The organism is Saccharopolyspora karakumensis, from assembly GCF_004349225.1.
Lineage (GTDB): Bacteria > Actinomycetota > Actinomycetes > Mycobacteriales > Pseudonocardiaceae > Saccharopolyspora > Saccharopolyspora endophytica.
On the sequence record NZ_SMLA01000029.1, the window covers coordinates 56953 to 75646 of the forward strand.

At 71.1% G+C, this 18694-nt stretch carries 20 protein-coding genes; 4 read left to right on the top strand and 16 right to left on the bottom strand.

Annotated features, from left to right (window positions below):
- Window positions 1–44 precede the first annotated feature (44 nt).
- The 4 genes from E1202_RS18945 to E1202_RS18960 all read right to left on the bottom strand — a co-directional run bounded on the left by E1202_RS18945 (window position 45) and on the right by E1202_RS18960 (window position 4044).
- Window positions 45–527: a helix-turn-helix domain-containing protein gene (locus E1202_RS18945; RefSeq protein WP_132684475.1), complete on the bottom strand. Its 483-nt coding sequence runs from the start codon at window positions 525–527 to the stop codon at window positions 45–47.
- 122 nt (window positions 528–649) lie between these two features.
- Window positions 650–1636, bottom strand: a complete 987-nt coding sequence (locus tag E1202_RS18950; protein ID WP_132684476.1) for a bifunctional riboflavin kinase/FAD synthetase — start codon at window positions 1634–1636, stop codon at window positions 650–652.
- Window positions 1637–1764: 128 nt separating this feature from the next.
- On the bottom strand, window positions 1765–2673 hold the full coding sequence (truB, locus tag E1202_RS18955) for a tRNA pseudouridine(55) synthase TruB (protein WP_132684477.1): 909 nt from the start codon (window positions 2671–2673) through the stop codon (window positions 1765–1767).
- 45 nt (window positions 2674–2718) lie between these two features.
- On the bottom strand, window positions 2719–4044 hold the full coding sequence (locus E1202_RS18960; RefSeq protein ID WP_132684478.1) for an MATE family efflux transporter: 1326 nt from the start codon (window positions 4042–4044) through the stop codon (window positions 2719–2721).
- 67 nt (window positions 4045–4111) lie between these two features.
- Between E1202_RS18960 and E1202_RS18965 the strand changes: the two genes are divergently transcribed.
- Window positions 4112–4651, top strand: a complete 540-nt coding sequence (locus tag E1202_RS18965; RefSeq protein WP_132684479.1) for a CGNR zinc finger domain-containing protein — start codon at window positions 4112–4114, stop codon at window positions 4649–4651.
- Between the two features lie 159 nt (window positions 4652–4810).
- On the opposite strand, the gene E1202_RS18970 is transcribed toward E1202_RS18965, so the two are convergent.
- The 7 genes from E1202_RS18970 to rimP all read right to left on the bottom strand — a co-directional run bounded on the left by E1202_RS18970 (window position 4811) and on the right by rimP (window position 12200).
- Window positions 4811–5803, bottom strand: coding sequence for a DHH family phosphoesterase (locus E1202_RS18970; RefSeq protein WP_132684501.1), 993 nt, complete (start codon window positions 5801–5803; stop codon window positions 4811–4813).
- 129 nt (window positions 5804–5932) lie between these two features.
- Complete coding sequence (gene rbfA, locus E1202_RS18975; protein ID WP_132684480.1) at window positions 5933–6439, bottom strand: 30S ribosome-binding factor RbfA; 507 nt, start codon at window positions 6437–6439, stop codon at window positions 5933–5935.
- 252 nt (window positions 6440–6691) lie between these two features.
- Window positions 6692–6985 (bottom strand): DUF503 domain-containing protein, encoded by a 294-nt coding sequence (locus E1202_RS18980; protein ID WP_132684481.1) that lies wholly within the window; start codon window positions 6983–6985, stop codon window positions 6692–6694.
- A 64-nt stretch (window positions 6986–7049) separates the two neighbouring features.
- Complete coding sequence (gene infB / locus E1202_RS18985) at window positions 7050–10055, bottom strand: translation initiation factor IF-2 (RefSeq protein ID WP_132684482.1); 3006 nt, start codon at window positions 10053–10055, stop codon at window positions 7050–7052.
- A 92-nt stretch (window positions 10056–10147) separates the two neighbouring features.
- Window positions 10148–10489 carry a YlxR family protein gene (locus E1202_RS18990; RefSeq protein ID WP_328590999.1) on the bottom strand — a complete coding sequence of 114 codons (342 nt, stop codon included), beginning with the start codon at window positions 10487–10489 and terminating at the stop codon, window positions 10148–10150.
- A gap of 86 nt (window positions 10490–10575) precedes the next feature.
- On the bottom strand, window positions 10576–11646 hold the full coding sequence (nusA, locus tag E1202_RS18995) for a transcription termination factor NusA (protein ID WP_132674741.1): 1071 nt from the start codon (window positions 11644–11646) through the stop codon (window positions 10576–10578).
- Complete coding sequence (gene rimP / locus E1202_RS19000; protein WP_132684483.1) at window positions 11643–12200, bottom strand: ribosome maturation factor RimP; 558 nt, start codon at window positions 12198–12200, stop codon at window positions 11643–11645. Before rimP ends, nusA begins: the two co-directional genes overlap by 4 nt.
- Before the next feature lie 264 nt (window positions 12201–12464).
- On the opposite strand from rimP, the gene E1202_RS19005 reads away from it, so the two are divergent.
- Together E1202_RS19005 and E1202_RS19010 are read left to right on the top strand one after the other, a co-directional pair.
- Window positions 12465–12953: a hypothetical protein gene (locus E1202_RS19005; RefSeq protein WP_132684484.1), complete on the top strand. Its 489-nt coding sequence runs from the start codon at window positions 12465–12467 to the stop codon at window positions 12951–12953.
- A complete protein-coding gene (locus tag E1202_RS19010) occupies window positions 12950–13399 on the top strand; it encodes a ferritin-like domain-containing protein (protein ID WP_132684485.1) in 450 nt (149 codons plus the stop codon). The genes E1202_RS19005 and E1202_RS19010 overlap by 4 nt, the downstream gene beginning before the upstream one ends.
- Window positions 13400–13432: 33 nt before the next feature.
- On the opposite strand, the gene E1202_RS19015 is transcribed toward E1202_RS19010, so the two are convergent.
- Entirely contained in the window at window positions 13433–14203 is a 771-nt protein-coding gene (locus E1202_RS19015; RefSeq protein ID WP_235878644.1) for a hypothetical protein, read from the bottom strand.
- A gap of 133 nt (window positions 14204–14336) precedes the next feature.
- Window positions 14337–15362 carry an aminotransferase class V-fold PLP-dependent enzyme gene (locus E1202_RS19020; RefSeq protein WP_132684486.1) on the bottom strand — a complete coding sequence of 342 codons (1026 nt, stop codon included), beginning with the start codon at window positions 15360–15362 and terminating at the stop codon, window positions 14337–14339.
- Between the two features lie 57 nt (window positions 15363–15419).
- Here E1202_RS19020 and E1202_RS19025 point away from each other — a divergent pair, with 57 nt between their 5' ends.
- On the top strand, window positions 15420–15830 hold the full coding sequence (locus E1202_RS19025; protein WP_132684487.1) for a YjbQ family protein: 411 nt from the start codon (window positions 15420–15422) through the stop codon (window positions 15828–15830).
- A gap of 22 nt (window positions 15831–15852) precedes the next feature.
- Here the strand turns inward: E1202_RS19025 and E1202_RS32845 are convergent, their stop codons facing one another.
- The 3 genes from E1202_RS32845 to E1202_RS19035 all read right to left on the bottom strand — a co-directional run bounded on the left by E1202_RS32845 (window position 15853) and on the right by E1202_RS19035 (window position 18512).
- Window positions 15853–16287: a PI-PLC domain-containing protein gene (locus tag E1202_RS32845; RefSeq protein ID WP_328591000.1), complete on the bottom strand. Its 435-nt coding sequence runs from the start codon at window positions 16285–16287 to the stop codon at window positions 15853–15855.
- On the bottom strand, window positions 16218–16685 hold the full coding sequence (locus tag E1202_RS32850) for a PI-PLC domain-containing protein (protein ID WP_328591001.1): 468 nt from the start codon (window positions 16683–16685) through the stop codon (window positions 16218–16220). The genes E1202_RS32845 and E1202_RS32850 overlap by 70 nt, the downstream gene beginning before the upstream one ends.
- Before the next feature lie 81 nt (window positions 16686–16766).
- Window positions 16767–18512: a proline--tRNA ligase gene (locus E1202_RS19035; protein ID WP_132684488.1), complete on the bottom strand. Its 1746-nt coding sequence runs from the start codon at window positions 18510–18512 to the stop codon at window positions 16767–16769.
- Window positions 18513–18694 lie beyond the last annotated feature (182 nt).

An 18694-nucleotide genomic window follows, 5' to 3' on the forward strand; every position in this document is an offset into this window, starting at 1 on the left:
GTTCTCAGGAGTGGCTCCGGCACGCGAACGACCACGAACAGCTTCTACTCGCTGTCGGCGGCTCGGCGCAGCAGTCCTGCCAGCCGCGGGTAGCGGCCCTCCAACAACGACGCCGCGGCCTCCAACTCGGTGGGCTTGGCGACCTCCAGCAGCACCGGCCAGGCGATCTGCTCGCCGTTGGCGGTCTGCTTGACCGGCAGGTTGTCACGCCCCACCGAGGGCTGCGACTGGCGCACGTCCTCCAGGGCCTGCTTGATCGCGTCCGACTCGCCCGCGGCCACACCCGGGATGAGGACCTTGCGCTCCAGCATCACCAGCCGGGCCAGCACCTGCGGGTTGCCGATCTTGGCGCGGCGGCCGCTCATCACCTGGCTGAGCATCGGCGCGCTGATGCCGAGCACGTCGGCCAGCTGGGCCTGCGAGATGCGGAAGGCCACGACCAGTCGGCGCACCCGGTCTCCCAGCGGCTCGCCGTACCACTGCCGCTGCAGAGCCAGATTTCGCTGGACGCTGCTGCTCTCCGGCACCTTCACTCCCCCTGCGTGACCGCCACCCCGCCGAACCCGAGGTGATCCGGACTCGAATCCTGCCAGCTCACCGGCCGCGCGGGGTCGAGAATCCGAAAACCTGTTCATCCCGGCGGCGGAGCTCACTCCCGCACTCCGAGGATTCGGCGGGTCTCGGCGACGTCGGCGTTCATCTGGGCGATCAGCGCGTCCACCGAGTCGTAGCGCTCCATGGCCCGCAGCCGCTGCACGAAGTCGAGATCGACGTGCTCGCCGTAGAAGTCGGCGTCCACATCGAGCACGAAGGCCTCGACGGTGCGCTCGGTTCCGGAGAACGTCGGGTTGCTGCCCACCGACACCGCCGCGGGCATCGCCGGTCCCGGCCGGGACGCGCCACGCCTGCGGTGGGTGAACCACGCCGCGTAGACGCCGTCGGCGGGGATCGCCGTGTAGTCCGGGGTGGACAGGTTGGCGGTCGGGAAGCCCAGCTCCTTGCCGCCGCGACCCGCGCCGCGCACCACGATGCCCTCGATGCGGTGGTCGCGTCCCAGCGCCGAGGCCGCGGCCCTCACGTCGCCCGCGTCGATGCACGCGCGGATGTAGGTGGAGGAGAACGTCACCGACGTGCCGTCGGCGTCGTCGGAGCGCTCCACCGGTCCGGACACCAGCGCGTCGGAGGCGACCTCGAAGCCGAAGCGCTCGCCGAGCTTGGTGAGCAGGTCGATGTTGCCTGCCGCCTTGTGGCCGAAGGTGAAGTTCTCCCCCACCACGACCTCGGCGGCGTGCAGCTTCTCGACGAGGACCTCGTGCGCGAATCCCTCGGCGGGCACCCGGGACAGCTCGCGGGTGAACGGCAGCACGCAGAACACGTCCACGCCCAGCTGCTCGACGAGCTCGGCCCGCCGCTGCAACGTGGTCAGCTGCGCCGGGTGACTCCCCGGGCGCACGACCTCCGCCGGGTGCGGGTCGAAGGTCATCAGCACGCAGGGAACGCCCCGGCGCCGAGCCTTCTGCACCGCGTGCGCGATGAGTTTCTGGTGGCCGCGATGCACACCGTCGAAGACACCGATGGTGACCACGCAACGGCCCCAACCACCGGGAAGCTGCTCCAAACCACGCCAACGCTGCACGACCCGGAAGCCTACTTCCCCCGAACGATCACGCGCCCAGCGGTGGTTTCGAACCCGCGCACCGGAGCCGCCCGGCGAGCGCTCCCACGTCCCGTCCCTGTTCGGCCATCCGCTCGGGTGAACCGCCGTCAGTTCCCGGGGACGATGACCAGGACGGCCTTGGCCGTGCGGCCCCGGTCGCGGACGAGGGCCACCGCCCGGCCGTCGGGGTCGAACATCCCGTAGGTCCCCTCGACGCCGGCCGCGGTCACGACCTGCCCGTGCGACAGCGCGCGAGCGGTGGGGGCGTCGACGTTGCGGCGGGGGAAGGCCGTCTCGACGGCCTGGTCCAGGCCCATCGACAGCTCGGGGGTCTCCTCCAGCTGGTCGAGGGTGCGCGCCGTGGCCAGGCCGAACGGCCCCACACGGGTGCGGCGCAGCGCCGTGAGGTGCCCTCCGACGCCGAGCCCTTCCCCGAGGTCGCGGGCCAGCGCGCGCACGTAGGTGCCCGAGGAGCACTCCACCAGCACGTCCAGCTCGGTGGTCTCGTCGGTGCGCCGCAGCGCGAGCACGTCGAAGCGGGAGACGGTGACCGGGCGGGCGGCGAGCTCGACGGTCTCCCCGCTGCGCGCGATGTCGTAGGCCCGGCGGCCGTTGATCTTGACCGCGCTGACGGCGCTGGGCACCTGCTCCAGCTCCCCGGTCAGCGCCGTCACGCCGTCGCGGATCGCGCTCTCGTCCACACCGGACGCGTCGGCCGAGGACACGACCTCACCTTCGGCGTCGTCGGTCGTGGTCGACGCGCCGAGGGTGATGGTCGCCAGGTACGCCTTGGTGTCCAGCGCGAGGTGGCCCAGCAGCTTGGTCGCCCGCTCCAGGCCGAGCACCAGCACGCCGGTGGCCATCGGGTCCAGCGTCCCCGCGTGCCCGACCTTGCGGGTGCCCATGATGCGGCGAACTCTGGAGACGACGTCGTGCGAGGTCATCCCCGCCGGTTTGTCGACCACCAGCAGGCCGGGAGGAACGGCGGGACTCTGCTTGCGGGATTGCGCGGACACGGCCAGCCATCATTCCCGACCCGGCGCCGCGCGATTCCGCCAGGGTCAGGCCGCCGACGCCGCGGGGGTCGCGCCGATCACGGCCCACTTGCCGGAGCGGGCCCGCAGCAGCAGCGTGATCATCCGCAGCACCATGAACAGGCTCAGTCCGGTCCAGATCCCCGCCAGGCCCCAGCCGAAGGCCAGCGCCAGCCAGATCAGCGGCAGGTAGCCGATGACGGCGCTGAGGATCGTCGCGGTCCGCAGGTAGGCGGCATCGCCCGCGCCGAGGAACACCCCGTCCAGCGCGAAGACCACGCCCGCCACGGGCTGCACGGCCACGAAGAACCACCAGGCGTGCGGCATCTCGGCGAGCACGGCCGCATCGGTGGTGAACACCGACGGCAGCACTCCGGACACGGCGGTGAAGAACACGGCCAGTCCGCACCCGAACACCAGGCTGTACCAGGTCACCTGCTTGGCGACGGCCTTCGCGCGCGGCACCGAACCGCCGCCGAGGGCGGCGCCGACCAGCGACTGGGCGGCGATGGCCAGCGAGTCCAGCACCAGCGACTGGAACATCCACAGCTGCCACACGACCTGGTGCGCGGCCGCCGTCTCGGCTCCGGTCCGGGCGGCCACCGAGGTCGCCGACAGGAAGCACACCTGGAAGGCCATGGTGCGCAGCACCAGGTCGCGGCCGAGGCCGAGCTGAGCGCGCATCCTGACCCAGTCGGGGCGCAGCGGCGCCTTCTCCACGAGCAGGGCGCGGATGAACAGGGCGGCGGCGATGCTCTGGCCGATCAGGTTCGCGATCGCCGAACCCTCCAGCCCGAGTTCCATCGGGTAGACCAGGATCGGGCACAGCACGGCGGACACGCCGTTGCCGATGAGCGTGTAGCGCAGCGGGCGGACGGTGTCCTGGACACCGCGCATCCAGCCGTTGCCCGCCATGGTGATCAGCACCAGCGGGGCTCCGCAGAGCGCGATGCGCAGCCAGGTCCCGGCCGCGTCGGCGACGGGTCCGGGCCCGGCCAGCAGCTCGGCGACGGGCGTGGCGACCAGCTGGGCGATCAGCAACAGCACCACGCCGACGGCGATCCCGAGCCAGGTGGCCTGCACGCCCTCGGCGACGGCTTCGGTGCGCCGGCCGGCCCCGTGCAGCCGGGCCGTGCGCGCGGTGGTGCCGTAGGTCAAGAAGGTCAGCTGGCTGGAGATCAGCGTGAACAGGGTGCCGCCGAGCGCGAGCCCGGCGAGCGGGACGGCCCCGAGGTGACCGACCACGGCGGTGTCGACCAGCACGTACAGCGGCTCGGCCGCCAGCACGCCCAGTGCGGGGACCGCGAGCCCCAGCACCTTGCGCGGTGACACGCGCTCCCCGGCCTCGGACACGTCATCTCCCTTGTAAGCTGCGAATGATGGGTTCGACCCTGACACAGGGTAGCGGTAAGGAGCGTCCATGGACAGCGCCGATTACATCGAGGTCGCGCTCCGGCTCGCCAACGCCGACCTGACCGACGTCGAGACGGTCCGCGCCGCGCTGCACGACGAGCCCTGGTGGGCCGACCGGCTCCGGGACTCCGACCTGCCCCTGCTGCGGGAGATCTCCGAGGGCCTGCGCCGGGCGCTGGCCGCCATGATGGCCTCGGCCGGGCCGGCTCAGGACGAGACCGTCCTCACCGAGATCAACGCGCTGCTGGCCGCCCATCCCCCGCGTCCCCGGCTCTCCGGCCACGGCGGTCACGATGGGGTGCCCAACTGGCACGTCCACGTCGCGGGTCCCGATGCTCCCGCGGTGGACGAGGTCGCGGCAGCGGCGGCGTGGGGCCTGGCCCAGGGCGTCGTCGCGCACGGCACCGCCCGCTGGGGCCTCTGCGAGGCGGAGGGGTGCTCGACGTACTACCTGGACACCTCCACCAACCAGGCGAAGCGCTTCTGCTCACCCCGCTGCGCCAACCGCATGCACGTGGCCGCGTTCCGAGCCCGCAAACGCGCCTGACCCTCCCCGTTCCCATCTCGCGCGAAATTCGAGAACCCCAGCGCAAGAGCTGCGAACCGACGTAGCGCTGGGTGTGTCGCCACGCTTCCGGTGGCGAATTCCGATGTCGCGCGACAGCCGAATGGGCCGCTGGACAGGGCCTGGGGGCCGCTGCAGGGGTCACGTTCCGAGCAGCGGGGCGTCCTCGAGGGCCTTGCGGATCGCGGCGAGGATCTCGTGCTCCTCGCCGCGAGCGGTGAAGCCGGAGGCCAGGCGATGCCCGCCGCCTCCGCAGGCGTTGGCCGCGTGGCTGACGTCGACGCGGCTGTTGGCGCGCAGCGACACCGACCAGTGGTCAGGACCGATCTCCTTGAGGACCGCGGCGACCTCGGCCTCACCGGTGGTGCGGATGAGGTCGATGACGCTGTCGACGTCCTCGCTGCCCAGCCCGTCCGACTGGTCCTTGCGGACGGTGGTGTGCACGAACCCCAGCCCCTGGGCCGCCGACGGCTCCAGCTCGGCCTTCGAGAGCACACCGGCGAGCATGCCCAGGAACCCGAACGGGTGGGTGTCGAGCAGCGGCTTGGTGGTCGCCTCGGGGTCGACGCCCGCGTCGAGCAGCCGGGCCGCGACCCGGTGCACCTCGGGGCTGGCGTGCCGGAACGAGCGGGTGTCGGTGACCAGCCCGGCGTACAGGCAGCGGGCGGTCGGCAGGTCCAGTTCCGCGCCGAGCTCGTCCAGCAACCGCAGCACCAGCAGCACCGTGGCCTCGGCGGACTCGTCGAGGACGTGCAGCGTGCCGTAACGGGTGTTGGCGATGTGGTGGTCGAGGACGATCACCTCACCACCCGCGGCGATGGTGCCCTTGACGCGGTCGGCGAGCCTGCCCAGCCGCCCGAGGCTGCCGGAGTCGCACACGACCAGCAGCGGCGGCGCGGAGGGGACCTCCGACGGGGGCACGATGAGCCCGTCGACGTCGAGGTCGCGCAGCGAGTGGGCGGGCTTGTCCGGATGCCCGAAGGACACCCGGACCGCGCTGCCGCGCTTCTTCAGCGCCCTGCCCAGCGCGAGCGCGCTGCCCAGGGCGTCGGCATCGGGGTTGACGTGCCCGAACAGGGTCACGTCCGGTGCTGCCGCGAGCTTGCCCGCAGCGGCCGCGACGGCCTCTCGCAGAGACTCGCCCGTTCCCGGGCCGTCCTGCCGGCCGGCGGTCTCGGGTTGCCCGCGCACACGTCACCTCCACGTCATCGGCAGCCTTGTCAGGTCCACCGATGACCAACGCACCCGATTCGGCGCCGCGACTCAACCACCTTGTGGGCCACGACGCACATCGGCGTCGGAAAAGTCCTCGTCATCGACACCGTCGGTGTCGTCGTCATCATCCTCGGTGTCAGCGCTCACGCGGTAGGGGTCCGCGTCGCCGGCCGGGACCGCACCCGAGGCCAGTCGAGCGACCTCGTCGTCGGCCTCCTTGGCCTTCGCGAGCAGCTCCTCCATCCGGCGGGCCTGGTCCGGGACGGTGTCCGCGACGAACGTCAGGGTCGGCGTGAACCGCACCCCGGTCTGGTCGCCGACGCGGGAGCGCAGGACGCCGGTGGCGCTGTTGAGCGCGGCCGCCGTCGAGGCGTAGTCGGCGTCGTCGCCGAAGACGGTGTAGTAGACCGTGGCGTCCCGCAGATCAGGGGTGACTCGCGCATCGGTGATCGTCACCATCGCCAGTCGCGGGTCCTTGACCTCGTGCTCCAGCCCGGACGCGACGATCTGCGCGATGCGCTTGGCCAGCCTGCGGGCGCGCGCCGTATCAGCCACGACGCACCTCCTTCTTGCAAGAAAGCTTCGACACCCGCGGTGCTCCGGCGGGTGGGTCTTGTCTTCTCAGTGGCGGAGCCACTTTCTCCCTGGTGAGCACCTGAGCAGCCGGCACCGCCGGGGGGTTCTGAGCACTTCGTGGCGAGCACGCCGCGACACCGTGCGTTGGACGCACGTCGTGGCGCGAAGGAATCCACGGAGCCGCTCAGGTTCCCCGACCCGCACCGCTGGGCAAAGGCACCACCGATAAACCTAATCCTCCGGCCCCAGCATGCGATGCCGGGCGGAGAGGAGCTCCAGCTCTGGGCGTGCGGCGACCAACCGCTCGCACGCCTCCAGGACTTCGCGGACGTGCGAAGCGTCGCCGGAGACCGCCGCGACTCCGAGCAGAGCGCGGCGGTGGAGGTCTTGATCGCCGGCTTCGGAGACGGCGACCTCGAAGCGGCGGCGGAGTTCGGCCAGGACCGGCCGGACCACGGCCCGCTTCTGCTTCAACGAGTGGACGTCACCGAAGAGCACGTCCAGTTCGAGCGCACCGACGTACATGGGCGGGATCTTCCCCCGAGCCCGCGCAGGGGGTCCGTGGCGGACCCCCTGCGCAGGTGCGGTGTCAGTCGCGAGGCTTCTCGCGCATCTCGTACGGCTCGATGATGTCGCCCACCTTGAGGTCGTTGTAGGACCCCAGGGTCAGACCGCACTCGAAACCGTCGCGGACCTCGGTGGCGTCTTCCTTGAACCGCTTCAGCGAGTTGATGCTGAGGTTCTCGGCGACCACCACGTTGTCCCGCAGCAGACGCGCCTTCGCGTTCCGCTTGACGATGCCGTCGGTGACCATGCAACCGGCGATCGTGCCGACCTTCGAGGACTTGAAGACCTCGCGGATCTCGGCGCGACCGAGCTCGACTTCCTCGTACTCGGGCTTGAGCATGCCCTTGAGGGCCTGCTCGATGTCCTCGATGGCGCGGTAGATCACCGAGTAGTACCGGATCTCGACGCCCTCGCGGTTGGCGACCTCGGCCGCCTTGCCCTCGGCCCGGACGTTGAAGCCCAGGACGATGGTGTTCTCCGCGGTGGCGAGGTTGATGTCGGACTCGTTGATGCCACCGACGCCGCGGTGGATGACCCGCAGCTCGACCTCTTCGCCGACCTCGATCTTCATCAGGGACTCTTCGAGCGCCTCGACGGTACCCGAGTTGTCACCCTTGATGATCAGGTTCAGCTGGTTGGTCTCCTTGAGCACCTTGTCCAGGTCCTCGAGGCTGACCCGCTTGCGCTTGGCGGCGTTCTGCGCCTCGCGGATGCGGGCCCCGCGGCGGTCGGCGATCTGCCGGGCGACCCGGTCCTCGTCGACCACCAGGAAGGAGTCACCGGCACCGGGCACCGACGTGAAGCCGATGACCTGGACCGGCCGCGACGGCAGCGCCACGGTGACGTCCTCGTCGTTCTCGTTGATCATGCGGCGAACGCGGCCGTACGCGTCACCGGCGACGACCGAGTCACCGACGCGCAGCGCGCCTCGCTGCACCAGCACGGTGGCCACCGGACCGCGACCGCGGTCCAGGTGCGCCTCGATCGCGACACCCTGCGCCGACATGTTCGGGTTGGCCCGGAGGTCGAGCGAGGCGTCGGCGGTCAGCAGGATCGCTTCCAGCAGACCGTCGATGTTGGTGCCCTGCTTGGCGGAGATCTCGACGAACATCGTCTCGCCGCCGTACTCCTCGGCCACCAGGTTGTACTCGGTGAGCTGCTGGCGGATCTTGTCCGGGTTCGCACCCTCGACGTCGATCTTGTTGACCGCGACCACGATCGGCACACCGGCGGCCTGGGCGTGGTTGATCGCCTCGACCGTCTGCGGCATGACGCCGTCGTCCGCGGCGATCACCAGCACGGCGATGTCCGTCGACTTCGCACCGCGGGCACGCATGGCGGTGAACGCCTCGTGACCAGGGGTGTCGATGAAGGTGACGGGCCGCTCGTTGCCCTCCAGCTCGGTGACGACCTGGTAGGCACCGATGTGCTGCGTGATGCCGCCGGCCTCGCCGGCCTGCACGTTCGCCTTCCGGATGGTGTCCAGCAGCCGCGTCTTACCGTGGTCGACGTGACCCATGACGGTCACGACCGGCGGACGGGCGGCCAGCTCCTCCTCGGAGGAGCCCGGGTCGCCGTAGCTGATGTCGAACGACTGCAGCAGCTCCCGGTCCTCGTCCTCCGGAGAGACCATCTCGACCTTGTAGTTCATCTCCTGGCCGAGGAGCTCGAGGATCTCGTCGGAGACGGACTGGGTCGCGGTGACCATCTCACCGAGGTGGAACATCGCCTGCACCAGCGAAGCCGGGTTGGCGTTGATCTTCTCGGCGAAGTCGGTCAGCGAAGCACCGCGGCGCAGGCGAAGGGTCTCGCCGTTACCGCGCGGGAGGCGGACGCCGCCGACTGACGGCGCCTGCATGTTCTCCATGTACTCCTGGCGCTTCTGCCGCTTCGACTTGCGACCGCGCTTCGCGGGACCGCCGGGGCGACCGAAGGCACCAGCCGTGCCGCCACGACCACCGGGACCGCCCGGACGGCCACCGCCGCCGGGACGACCGCGGAAGCCACCGCCGGCCGGAGCTCCACCCGGAGCGCCGCCACCGCCACCGGGACGGAAGCCGCCGCCACCGCCGCCGGGACGACCGCCACCGCCGCCGCCACCGCCGCCGGGACGACCGCCGCCGCCGCCGCCACCGCCGGGGCCGCCACGGCCACGACCGCCGCCGGAACCACCGCCGGGCCCACCGCGGGCCGGACGCGGAGGCATCATGCCGGGGTTCGGGCGCGGAGGCATCATGCCCGGGTTCGGGCGCGAACCGCCGCCACCACCGCCGCCTTCGCCGCGCGGGGCGTTGTTGCCGCCACCGGCGGGAGCGGTTCCGGCACCCTGGCCGCCGCCACGGCGCTGGTCGTCACGACCGCGACCGGGGCCCTGCTGGCCACCGCGGTCCTGACGCGGACCCGGGCCGGGGCGACCCGGGCGCTGCTGAGGAGCACCCTGACCGACGCCGAACGGGTTGTTGCCGACGCGCGGGGGCTTCGGACCCGGCTTGGGCGCCTTCGGGCGCGCGGCATCGCCGTCGCCACTCGGAGCCTTGGGCGCGGGCTTGGGACCCGGCTTCGGGCCGGGCTTGGCGTCGCCCTTGGGCTTGTCGCCCTGGGACTCGGCCTTGGGCTGCTCGAACTTGGGCTCTTCGACCTTGGGGGCCTCGGCCTTCGGCTCCGCCTGAGCGGCCGGGGCCGGCTCTTCGGCCTTCGGTTCGGGCTTGGGGGTCGGTTTCGGACCCGGCTTCGGGCCGGGCTTGGGAGCCTCGGCGCGCGGGCCGGGCTTGGGTCCGGGCTTGGGCGCCGACGATCCGGCCGCCCCTCCGGTACTGACAGCCTTGTCGCTCTGAGCGGGCTTGCCGTTGTCGCCGCTCTTCTTCGACGACTTGACATATGCGTCACGGAGCCTGCGAGCCACCGGGGCTTCCACGGTGGAGGACGCAGACTTGACGTACTCGCCCTGCTCGGCGAGCTTGTTCAGTACTTCCTTGCTGGTAACACCGAGCTCTTTAGCGAGCTCATGTACGCGGGCCTTGCCTGCCACTGCTCTCCTCATCTGGGTGAGGCCGGGCGGCAGTCCCGCTCGACCTCGTCCTATCGCCGATGCGCGTTCATGGCTTCAGCTTCACGGCTGATTCATGACGGGTCGACCTGCTTTCCTTCGGTTGCCTGGCGCGGGACGGATCCCGCGTCGGTCATGTCCTGAGCCACCGCGGGCGGTTGCCCGGTACTCAAGTGGTGTTGCACGGCTGCGGTGTCGAGAGATCCCGGCACTCGAAGTGCCCGCGGAAAAGCCCGACGCCGTTCGGCCAGACGAAGGCAAGCCGGGTCAGGGTGCAGCCAGGCTCCCCGACCCGGTCGCCGATGCCGTGGATCGGGAACCGCGACGGGCCCCGAACCACCGACCTCAGCCACCACACGTAGCAGCTCAACGGCCGACGTCCGAGCACGACAACCCACGCACGTACGAACCGGCACATGGCGCTGGCCATTCCCGGGTGCACTCGTGTGGATTGATCGCTCCCCTCGCGTCGAGCCTCGTTAACGATTCTAACCCGAGGGCGTCACTCAGCCGAACCCACGGTGGGCAGTCCCTCAACCGCCGGGTCCGGACCGGTCGGCTGGACGGGTGCCTGGCCGCTCGTGGTGGTCGGCGACGACGGGTCGGCATCGCTGCGGATGTCGATCCGCCAGCCGGTCAGCCGGGCCGCCAGCCGCGCGTTCTGGCCTTCCTTGCCGATCGCCAGCGACAGCTGGAAGTCCGGCACGATCACCCGCGCGGTCTTGGTGCGCTCGTCGACCACCTCGACCGAGACCACCTTGGCCGGCGACAGCGCGTTGCCGACGAAGGTCGCCGGGTCGTCCGAGTGATCGATGATGTCGATCTTCTCGCCGCCCAGCTCGCTCATCACGTTGCGGACCCGCGCGCCCATCGGGCCGATGCAGGCGCCCTTGGCGTTGACGCCGCTGACCGTGGACCGCACCGCGATCTTCGACCGGTGCCCGGCCTCGCGGGCCACCGCCGGGATCTCCACGGTGCCGTCGGCGATCTCCGGGACCTCCAGCGCGAACAGCCGGCGGACCAGGTTCGGGTGGGTGCGCGACAGCGAGATCTGCGGGCCCCGGGCGCTGCGCGCCACGCCGTAGACGTAGCACTTGATCCGGGTGCCGTGCTCGTAGTTCTCCCCCGGGACCTGCTCGGCGCCGGGGATGACGCCCTCGCTGTCACCGATCTGCACGATCACCATGCCGCGCGAGTTGGCCCGCGCGTCGCGCTGGATCACGCCACCGATGATCTCGCCTTCCTTGGCGGCGAACTCGCCGAAGGTCCGCTCGTGCTCCGCGTCGCGCAGCCGCTGCAGGATGACCTGCCGCGCGGTCGTCGCCGCGATCCGCCCGAACCCCTCCGGGGTGTCGTCCCACTCCTCGGAAACGCTGCCGTCGGCGTTGAGGGAGTGCGCGATGACCCGCACGATGCCGGTCTTGCGGTCGACCTCCACCCGCGCGTGCGGCTGGTGCCCCTCGGTGTGACGGTATGCGGTGAGCAGTGCAGATTCGATCGCTTCAAGGACCGTCTCGAACGGGATGTCCTTGTCGCGTTCGATCGCCCGCAGCGCCGCGATGTCGACGTTCACCTCGACTCCTCCGTGTCTTCCCGGTCGTCCCCCTGCTGGGAAACGCCGCTCGCAGCCCGCTCCAGCTTGACCAGGTCTTCCGCCGGTGGCTGCTGGAACTCCACCTCGACCACCGCGCGCTCCACATCACGGTAGGCCACCTGGCGGATCTCAGCGCCCACCAGCACCTGCACGCTCTCATCATCCGCGCTGCCGACCCGCGCCACCAGCTGCTCGCCGCTGGTCAGCCGGATCTTCACCAGCCGGTTGCGGGCGCGCCTCCAGTGTCGCTGCCTGGTCAGCGGCCGGTCCACGCCGGGCGAGGTGACCTCCAGCGTGTAGGAGCCGGCCAGCACGTGCTCGTGCGCGTCCAGGACCTTGGCGACCGAGCGGCTCACCTCGGTGATGTCGTCGAGGCCGACACCGTCATCGGAGTCGATGACGACCTTGACCAGCCGGCGACGACCGGCCTGCTGCACGTCGAGCTCTTCGAGGTCGAAGCCCTCTTCGGCGACGGCCTCGGCGACGACGGGCTCCAGCTGCGCGGTGATCTCACCACGCGGCGGGCTGGACACGTTGGCACTCCTAGGTTTCGGTTCGTGGTCTCAGAAGACCCATGCATCGCGGTCCGGGCCCGAATCGCGGGCACGAACCGCCCGCGTCCGGTCTGCTCCGGCCGCGGTCGCCCAGGGTATCGCGTCCGGCCGCACCCGAGCGCGACGCGGGACCCCAACGATCGGCGGATTGCGCGCGGCCCTGAACGGATCACCGGTCCCACCGCTCCGGCGGTGCCCCCAGGGTGCGCGCGATGATCGCGGCGCCTGGCAGGATAGGTCGTCGTGGAACTCCCCCGCGCATCCCTGCCGGTGATCGAGCGCCGACGTGTTCTGCGGTTGTTCGCCGCCGCGCCCGCCGCGGCCGTGCTGGCCGCGTGCGGCACCGGCTCCGACGAGCCCGATCAGCTGCTGCCGCTGGCGACCGCCGCGAAGGCCGATGCCGCGCTGGCGAACGCGATCGCCCGCAGGCACTCCGGGATGGCCGAGACGGCGCGCGAGCTCGCCGCGGCGCGAACCGCGCACGCCAGCGCGTTGCAGCGGGAGATCGACCGGGTCGCGCCGCGCGACCCCGAGGACCCGCCGTCGGTGCCCGATCCGGCCCCGAAGAAGGCGCCGTCCTCCTCCGATGCCGCGGCCGACGCGCTGCGCGCCGCCGTGCGCGAGGGCCAGGAGCAGGCGGCGAAGCTCGTTCCCGGGCTGTCCGGCTACCGCGCGGGAATGGTGGCGTCGGTGTCCGCGAGCTGTGCGTGCCTGCAGGAGGTGCTGGGTTGAGCGAGATCTCGGAGCAGGCCGCCAAGGCCCTCGGCGACGCGCTGGGCGCCGAGCACGCGGCGCTGTGGGTGTACGGGCTGGCCAACGCCTTCGTCGGCGAGGCTCGGGTGCGCAGCGCGATCGAGGAGGCCGTCGACGCGCACACCCGGCTGCGCGACACCGCCGAGCAGGCGATGCGGCAGGCGGGCCTCACGCCGACCCCGGCTCAGCCCGCCTACGACGTCGGCGGCGACGTGGCCGACCAGTCTAAGGCGATCGATCTGCTGATCACCACCGAGAGCGACTGCCAGGTCGGCTGGCGCTCCGTGCTCGACAGCACCGAGGACGCCGGGATGCGCCGCACCGCGCTGGACGGCCTGACCACCTCGGCCACCAGGGCGACCCGCTGGCGGCTGACGCTGGGCCGCCAGCCCGCCGCGGAGAACTTCCCCGGCCAGCGGGCGTGAGCGCCCGGCCTCAGCCGCGGTGCCGACCCCTGGTCACTTCGGCGCCTGGTCCTGCGGCCAGCCGAGCTTGAGGGCCTCGTTGGTGACGTCGCTGAGCGCCGGGTCCTTCTTCGAGGACTTGCTGTAGAACGCCGAGTCGCCGATCACGACCAGCCGGTCCTGCCGCCCCGAGGCGTAGGCCGCGTCGTCGAGGTCGGGCATGTCGCTGGTGCCGTCGCGCTCGTCGTCCACCAGGTCCCGGATGTTGCCGGTGCCGTCCTTGGTGGTCAGCTCGTTGAGCTGGGTGGCGAGCTGCGGCGTCGGCATCAGCACGGTGATCACCGAGGTGAGGACGCGGCGGCCGTCGGGCAGGGTCGTGGTGTAGAGCGCGCGGGTGAGGTGGTCGCACTCCTGCTTGCTGAAGAAGTTCTGGATGGAGTCGGTCGAGACGCCCTTGCAGCCCTGGAACGCCTCCTCCTTGCGGACCAGGGTGAAGTCGTAGCGCAGCTTCAGCGGTGGCGGCGCGGCGACCTCGTCATCGGGCTTGATGGCGCTCCAGATCAGCCCGGACACGACCGCGATCAGCAGCAGCACGAGTCCGCGCAGCGCCCAGCCCATCGGCGTGACGCCCTGCGGCCGCTGCTGCCTCGGCGGCGGGGGCGGCGGCGAGGGCTGTCTGCTGGTGCCCGGGTACGGCTGCGGCGGCGCCTGTTGAGGCGCTTGCTGCGGCGTCGGCGAATGCGTGATCACCGGCCTGGTGGCGTGCTCCGGGGTCGGTGCGGCCACCTGGCGGTCCTGCCTGATGTAGGCGTTGTCCCGCCTCAACGGCGCGGTATCACGCTGCGTGTGGCCGTGCGCTCCCGTCACGTCTTCAGGCACACCCTGTCGGTCTGACACGAGTGCCTACGGTAGCGGTTGTGGATTACGGGACGGACAACCCGATACCCGGTTGCGCTGATCAGAGCAGTGCGCGGACCGCTCTTTCGACGTCCTCGGCGGTGTTGTAGAGGTGGAACGACACCCTGGCCTGGCCCCCGCGGCTGGCGCAGGCGACACCGGCCGCCGTGAGCTTGGCCACGGCGTCCTGGCCGGCCACCGACACGATCGCCGACCCGGCGGCCGGCATCCCGAGCTCCGCCCGGAACCCGTCGGCCAGGCCGCTGCAGTGCTCGGCGACTCCGGCCAGGTCCAGACCGGCCAGCCACTCCATCGACGCCGCAGCACCGACCTGCGCGAGCCACACCGGCGAGATGTCCAGCCCGCGCGCCTCACCGGACAGCCGCAGCGGCAGGCCGTAGGTGGCCTCCCACGGGTCCTCGGCGGCGTACCAGTTGGCGCCGTGCGGAACGGGTCGCGGCGCGTCGGGGTGGACCGCCAGCCAGGCGGATCCGCGCGGGGCCATCAGCCACTTGTACCCGGCACCGGCCACCCAGTCCGCCCAGTCCAGCCGCAGCGGCATCCAGCCCGCGGCCTGCGTGACGTCGAGCAGCACGCGCGTTCCGTGCTCCTGCTTGGCCAGCTGGAGCCCCTCGAAGTCGACGATGCGGCCGTCCTTGGACTGCACCGCGCTGACCGCGACGAGGTCGAATTCCGGTGCGCGCTCGCCGATTTCGTCCAGCTCGACCTCGGTGACGGTGACGCCGCGGTCGGCCTGAGCGGCGAACGGGAACAGCACGCTGGTGAAGTCGTCGGTGGCCGCCAGCACCCGCGCGTCGTCGGGCAGGCTGGCCGCGACCAGGCCGATCACCTGAGAAGCGCTGGCCCCGATGGCGACCCGATCGGCCGGGACGCCGATGAGGCGGCCGAAGGTGCCGCGTGCGGTGGCCACGTGCTCGTCGAAGTCGCCGGGCCGGTCGGAGCCGCGGCCCCAGCGCTCCACCGCCTCGGAGACCTTCCGGACGGCCTCGGTCGGCGGGATGCCGATGCTGGCGGTGTTGAGATAGCCGTCGGGGACGTCGAAACTCGCGTCGAAAGCCTTCCGCATGACCACCATCCTCGCACCGATCAGGCCTCGGCGGTGATCTCTGCCTACGGTTGGGGCATGCACAGCGAAGAGATCGAGATCCGCACCGGTGGCCGCGAAGTGGTCCGCGATCTGCGCGACGAGTGCCGGAGGTTCCTCAGCTCGGCCGGTGCCGACGACGGTTTGCTCAACGTGTGGGTGCCGCACGCGACCGCCGGACTGGCGATCATCGAGACCGGCGCGGGCAGCGACGACGACCTGCTCACCGCCCTGCGGGACCTGCTGCCCGGCGACGACCGCTGGCGGCACCGCCACGGCTCGCCCGGTCACGGCCGCGACCACGTGATGCCCGCGTTCGTGCCGCCCTACGCGACGATCCCGGTGCTGGGCGGGCAGATGGCGCTGGGCACCTGGCAGTCGGTGTGCCTGGTGGACACCAACGTCGACAACCCGGTGCGGAAGGTGCGGCTGAGCTTCCTGCAAGGGTGAGGCGGAAGCCCAGCCGCAGCGGTCACGCGCTCAGGAAGTCCTGGAGCCCGGCGAGGTCGTCGGTGTTGATGTGGTCGACGCCGACCTCCTCGAGCACGTTCCACACCGCGTCGCGCTCGGAGCCCGCGCTGTCCGGCGTGGCCCAGAAGCGGACGCGCTGACCGGCGGCGTGCGCGTCGTTGACGATCCGCTCCAGCTCGTCGCGCTCCTCGGCGGGCATGTCGCCGGAGCCGTTCCAGGTGAACACCTGCGTCCAGTCGTCGGAGACCAGCGGGACGAGCGTGGGATCGGCGCCGATCGAGCCGCCGGTGCCGCCGTCGAGGAACGCGTAGCGGTCGGTCTGGCCCTCGATGAACTCGGTCGGCTTCTCACCGGAGATCACCACCGTCACCGGCCCTTCGGTGACGGTGCCGTTCTCGTAGTGGGTGAACAGGCCCGCGTACTTGGAGTCGCGCATGATCTCGTCGAGCCGCTTGTAGCCGTCCTCGCCGAAGGTCTGAAGTCGACCAGCAGCTGGAAGTCGGTGTCGTGGCCGGGGTAGATGCTGCCGCCTCCGGCGTTGAGCCGCTCCACCAGCGGGTCCAGGTACAGCGATTCGATGGTCCGGTCGGGGTTGAGCTGGAAGGGGTCGTGGCCGATCAGCAGCGAGTCGCCCAGCGGGTAGATGTCGGCCTCGACGCTGGTGAACCCGTGGTCCAGCGCGTCCAGCAGCGGACGTTCGTGCAGGTAGTCGTTGTGCGCGTGGGCCTGGGCCAAAGGTGCGACGTCGGCGGCCGGTGCGGCGTCGGCCGCGACGGGCGCGACCAGGGTCAGCGCCGCCAGCGCGGGCAGGAGGAAACGTGAGAGGGACCGCATGACAAAGCCTCCGGTGGTGATCAGTTGATCACCACCGGAGGCTAGTGCGATCGCCCTGGTCAGGGCGTGCGCTGTCGAGATTCAGCCACGCACGACGTCGATCAGGTGCGCCACCGCGTCGTCGGCGGCGACCTCGGTGCGCTCGCCGGTGAGCCGGTCGCGGACCTCCACGACACCGTTGGCCAGGCCCTTGCCGACCACCAGGATCGAGGGGATGCCGACCAGCTCGGCGTCGGCGAACTTCACGCCCGGCGAGACCGTGCGGTCGTCGAGGATCACCTGCACGCCGGCCGCGTCGAGTTCGGCCGCCATCTCCTCGGCGCGGGACCGGACGGTCTCGTCCTTGCCCGCGATGACCACGTGCACGTCGGCCGGGGCGACCTCGCGCGGCCACGCCAGCCCCATGTCGTCGTGGCTCTGCTCGGCGATGGCCGCGACCAGGCGGGACACGCCGACTCCGTAGGAGCCCATGGTGATCCGCTTGGGCTTGCCGTCCTGACCGAGCGCGTCCAGCGAGAACGCGTCGGCGTACTTGCGGCCGAGCTGGAAGATGTGCCCGATCTCGATGCCGCGCGCGGCCACCAGGGTTCCCTTGCCGTCGGGCGACGGGTCGCCCTCCCGGACCTCGGCGGCCTCGATCGTGCCGTCCGGCGTGAAGTCCCGGCCGCACACCAGGTCCAGCACGTGGTGATCGGTCTTGTCCGCGCCGGTGACCCAGGCGGTGCCGGTGACCACGCGCGGGTCGACGACGTAGCGAACGCCGTTCTCCTGCAGCGCCTTCGGGCCGATGTAGCCCTTCACCAGGAACGGGTTGGCGGTGAAGTCGGGCTCCTCGAGCAGCGCGACCTCGGCCGGCTCCAGGGAGGCTTCGAGGCGCTTCATGTCGACCTCGCGGTCGCCGGGCACGCCGATCGCCAGCAGCTGCCACTCCGCCGAACCCGGCTGGCGGGTCTTGACCAGCACGTTCTTCAGGGTGTCCGCGGCGGTGAACTTGCGGTCGGTGTTGGTGTTGAGGAAGTCGACCAGCGACTCGATTGTCGGCGTGCTCGGGGTGTGGTGCACCTCGGCGGCGGGCTTGTCCTCGATGGACTCCGCGGGCGGCGCGGGGGTGACCACGGCCTCGACGTTGGCGGCGAATCCGGATTCGGTGCTGCGGACGAAGGTGTCCTCACCGGTGGGGCTCTCGGCCAGGAACTCCTCCGAAGCCGAACCGCCCATCGCACCGGAGGTGGCCGCCACGATCACGTAGCGCAGACCGACCCGGTCGAAGAGCTTGATGTAGGCGTCGCGGTGCCGCTGGTAGGACGTCGACAGGCCCTCGTCGTCGATGTCGAAGGAGTAGGAGTCCTTCATGACGAACTCGCGCCCGCGCAGGATGCCCGCGCGGGGCCGCTCCTCGTCCCGGTACTTGGTCTGGATCTGGTACAGCATGACCGGGTAGTCCTTGTAGGAGCTGTACTCGCCCTTGACGGTGAGGGTGAACAGCTCCTCGTGCGTGGGCCCGAGCAGGTAGTCGGCGTTCTTGCGGTCCTTGAGCCGGAACAGGTTCGGCCCGTACTCGGTCCAGCGGTTGGTCGCCTCGTAGGGCTCCTTGGGCAGCAGCGCGGGGAAGTGGATCTCCTGCGCGCCGATGGCGTCCATCTCCTGGCGCACGACCTCTTCGACCCGGCGCAGCACGCGCAGCCCCAGCGGCAGCCACGAGTAGATGCCCGGCGCGATGCGCCGCACGTAGCCGGCCCGCACGAGCAGCTTGTGGCTCGGCACCTCGGCGTCGGCCGGATCCTCGCGCAGCGTACGCAGGAACAACGTCGACATCCTCGTGATCACGGCTACTGGCTCCTAGTTCGGCCCGATTGGGAATACAGGCAGGGTAGCGACCGCGCCGACTCGCAGTGGTGCGCGGTTGCGGATGAAGCGGAGTCCCCATGCTCGCGCACCCCAAACAACCAGGTCAAACGAATATCAACCCCCATCAAGGCCTCAACTCGAGCCCCACCTGGACCCCCACA

Bases quoted from the DNA above. Each gene is read 5' to 3' on its own strand.
- E1202_RS18965 (WP_132684479.1), top strand. From the start codon at position 4,112: ATGGACAGCGCCGATTACATCGAGGTCGCGCTCCGGCTCGCCAACGCC.
- E1202_RS18980 (WP_132684481.1), bottom strand. From the start codon at position 6,985: ATGTACGTCGGTGCGCTCGAACTGGACGTGCTCTTCGGTGACGTCCAC.
- E1202_RS19020 (WP_132684486.1), bottom strand. From the start codon at position 15,362: ATGCGGAAGGCTTTCGACGCGAGTTTCGACGTCCCCGACGGCTATCTC.
- E1202_RS19025 (WP_132684487.1), top strand. From the start codon at position 15,420: ATGCACAGCGAAGAGATCGAGATCCGCACCGGTGGCCGCGAAGTGGTC.
- E1202_RS32845 (WP_328591000.1), bottom strand. From the start codon at position 16,287: ATGCGCGACTCCAAGTACGCGGGCCTGTTCACCCACTACGAGAACGGC.
- E1202_RS32850 (WP_328591001.1), bottom strand. From the start codon at position 16,685: ATGCGGTCCCTCTCACGTTTCCTCCTGCCCGCGCTGGCGGCGCTGACC.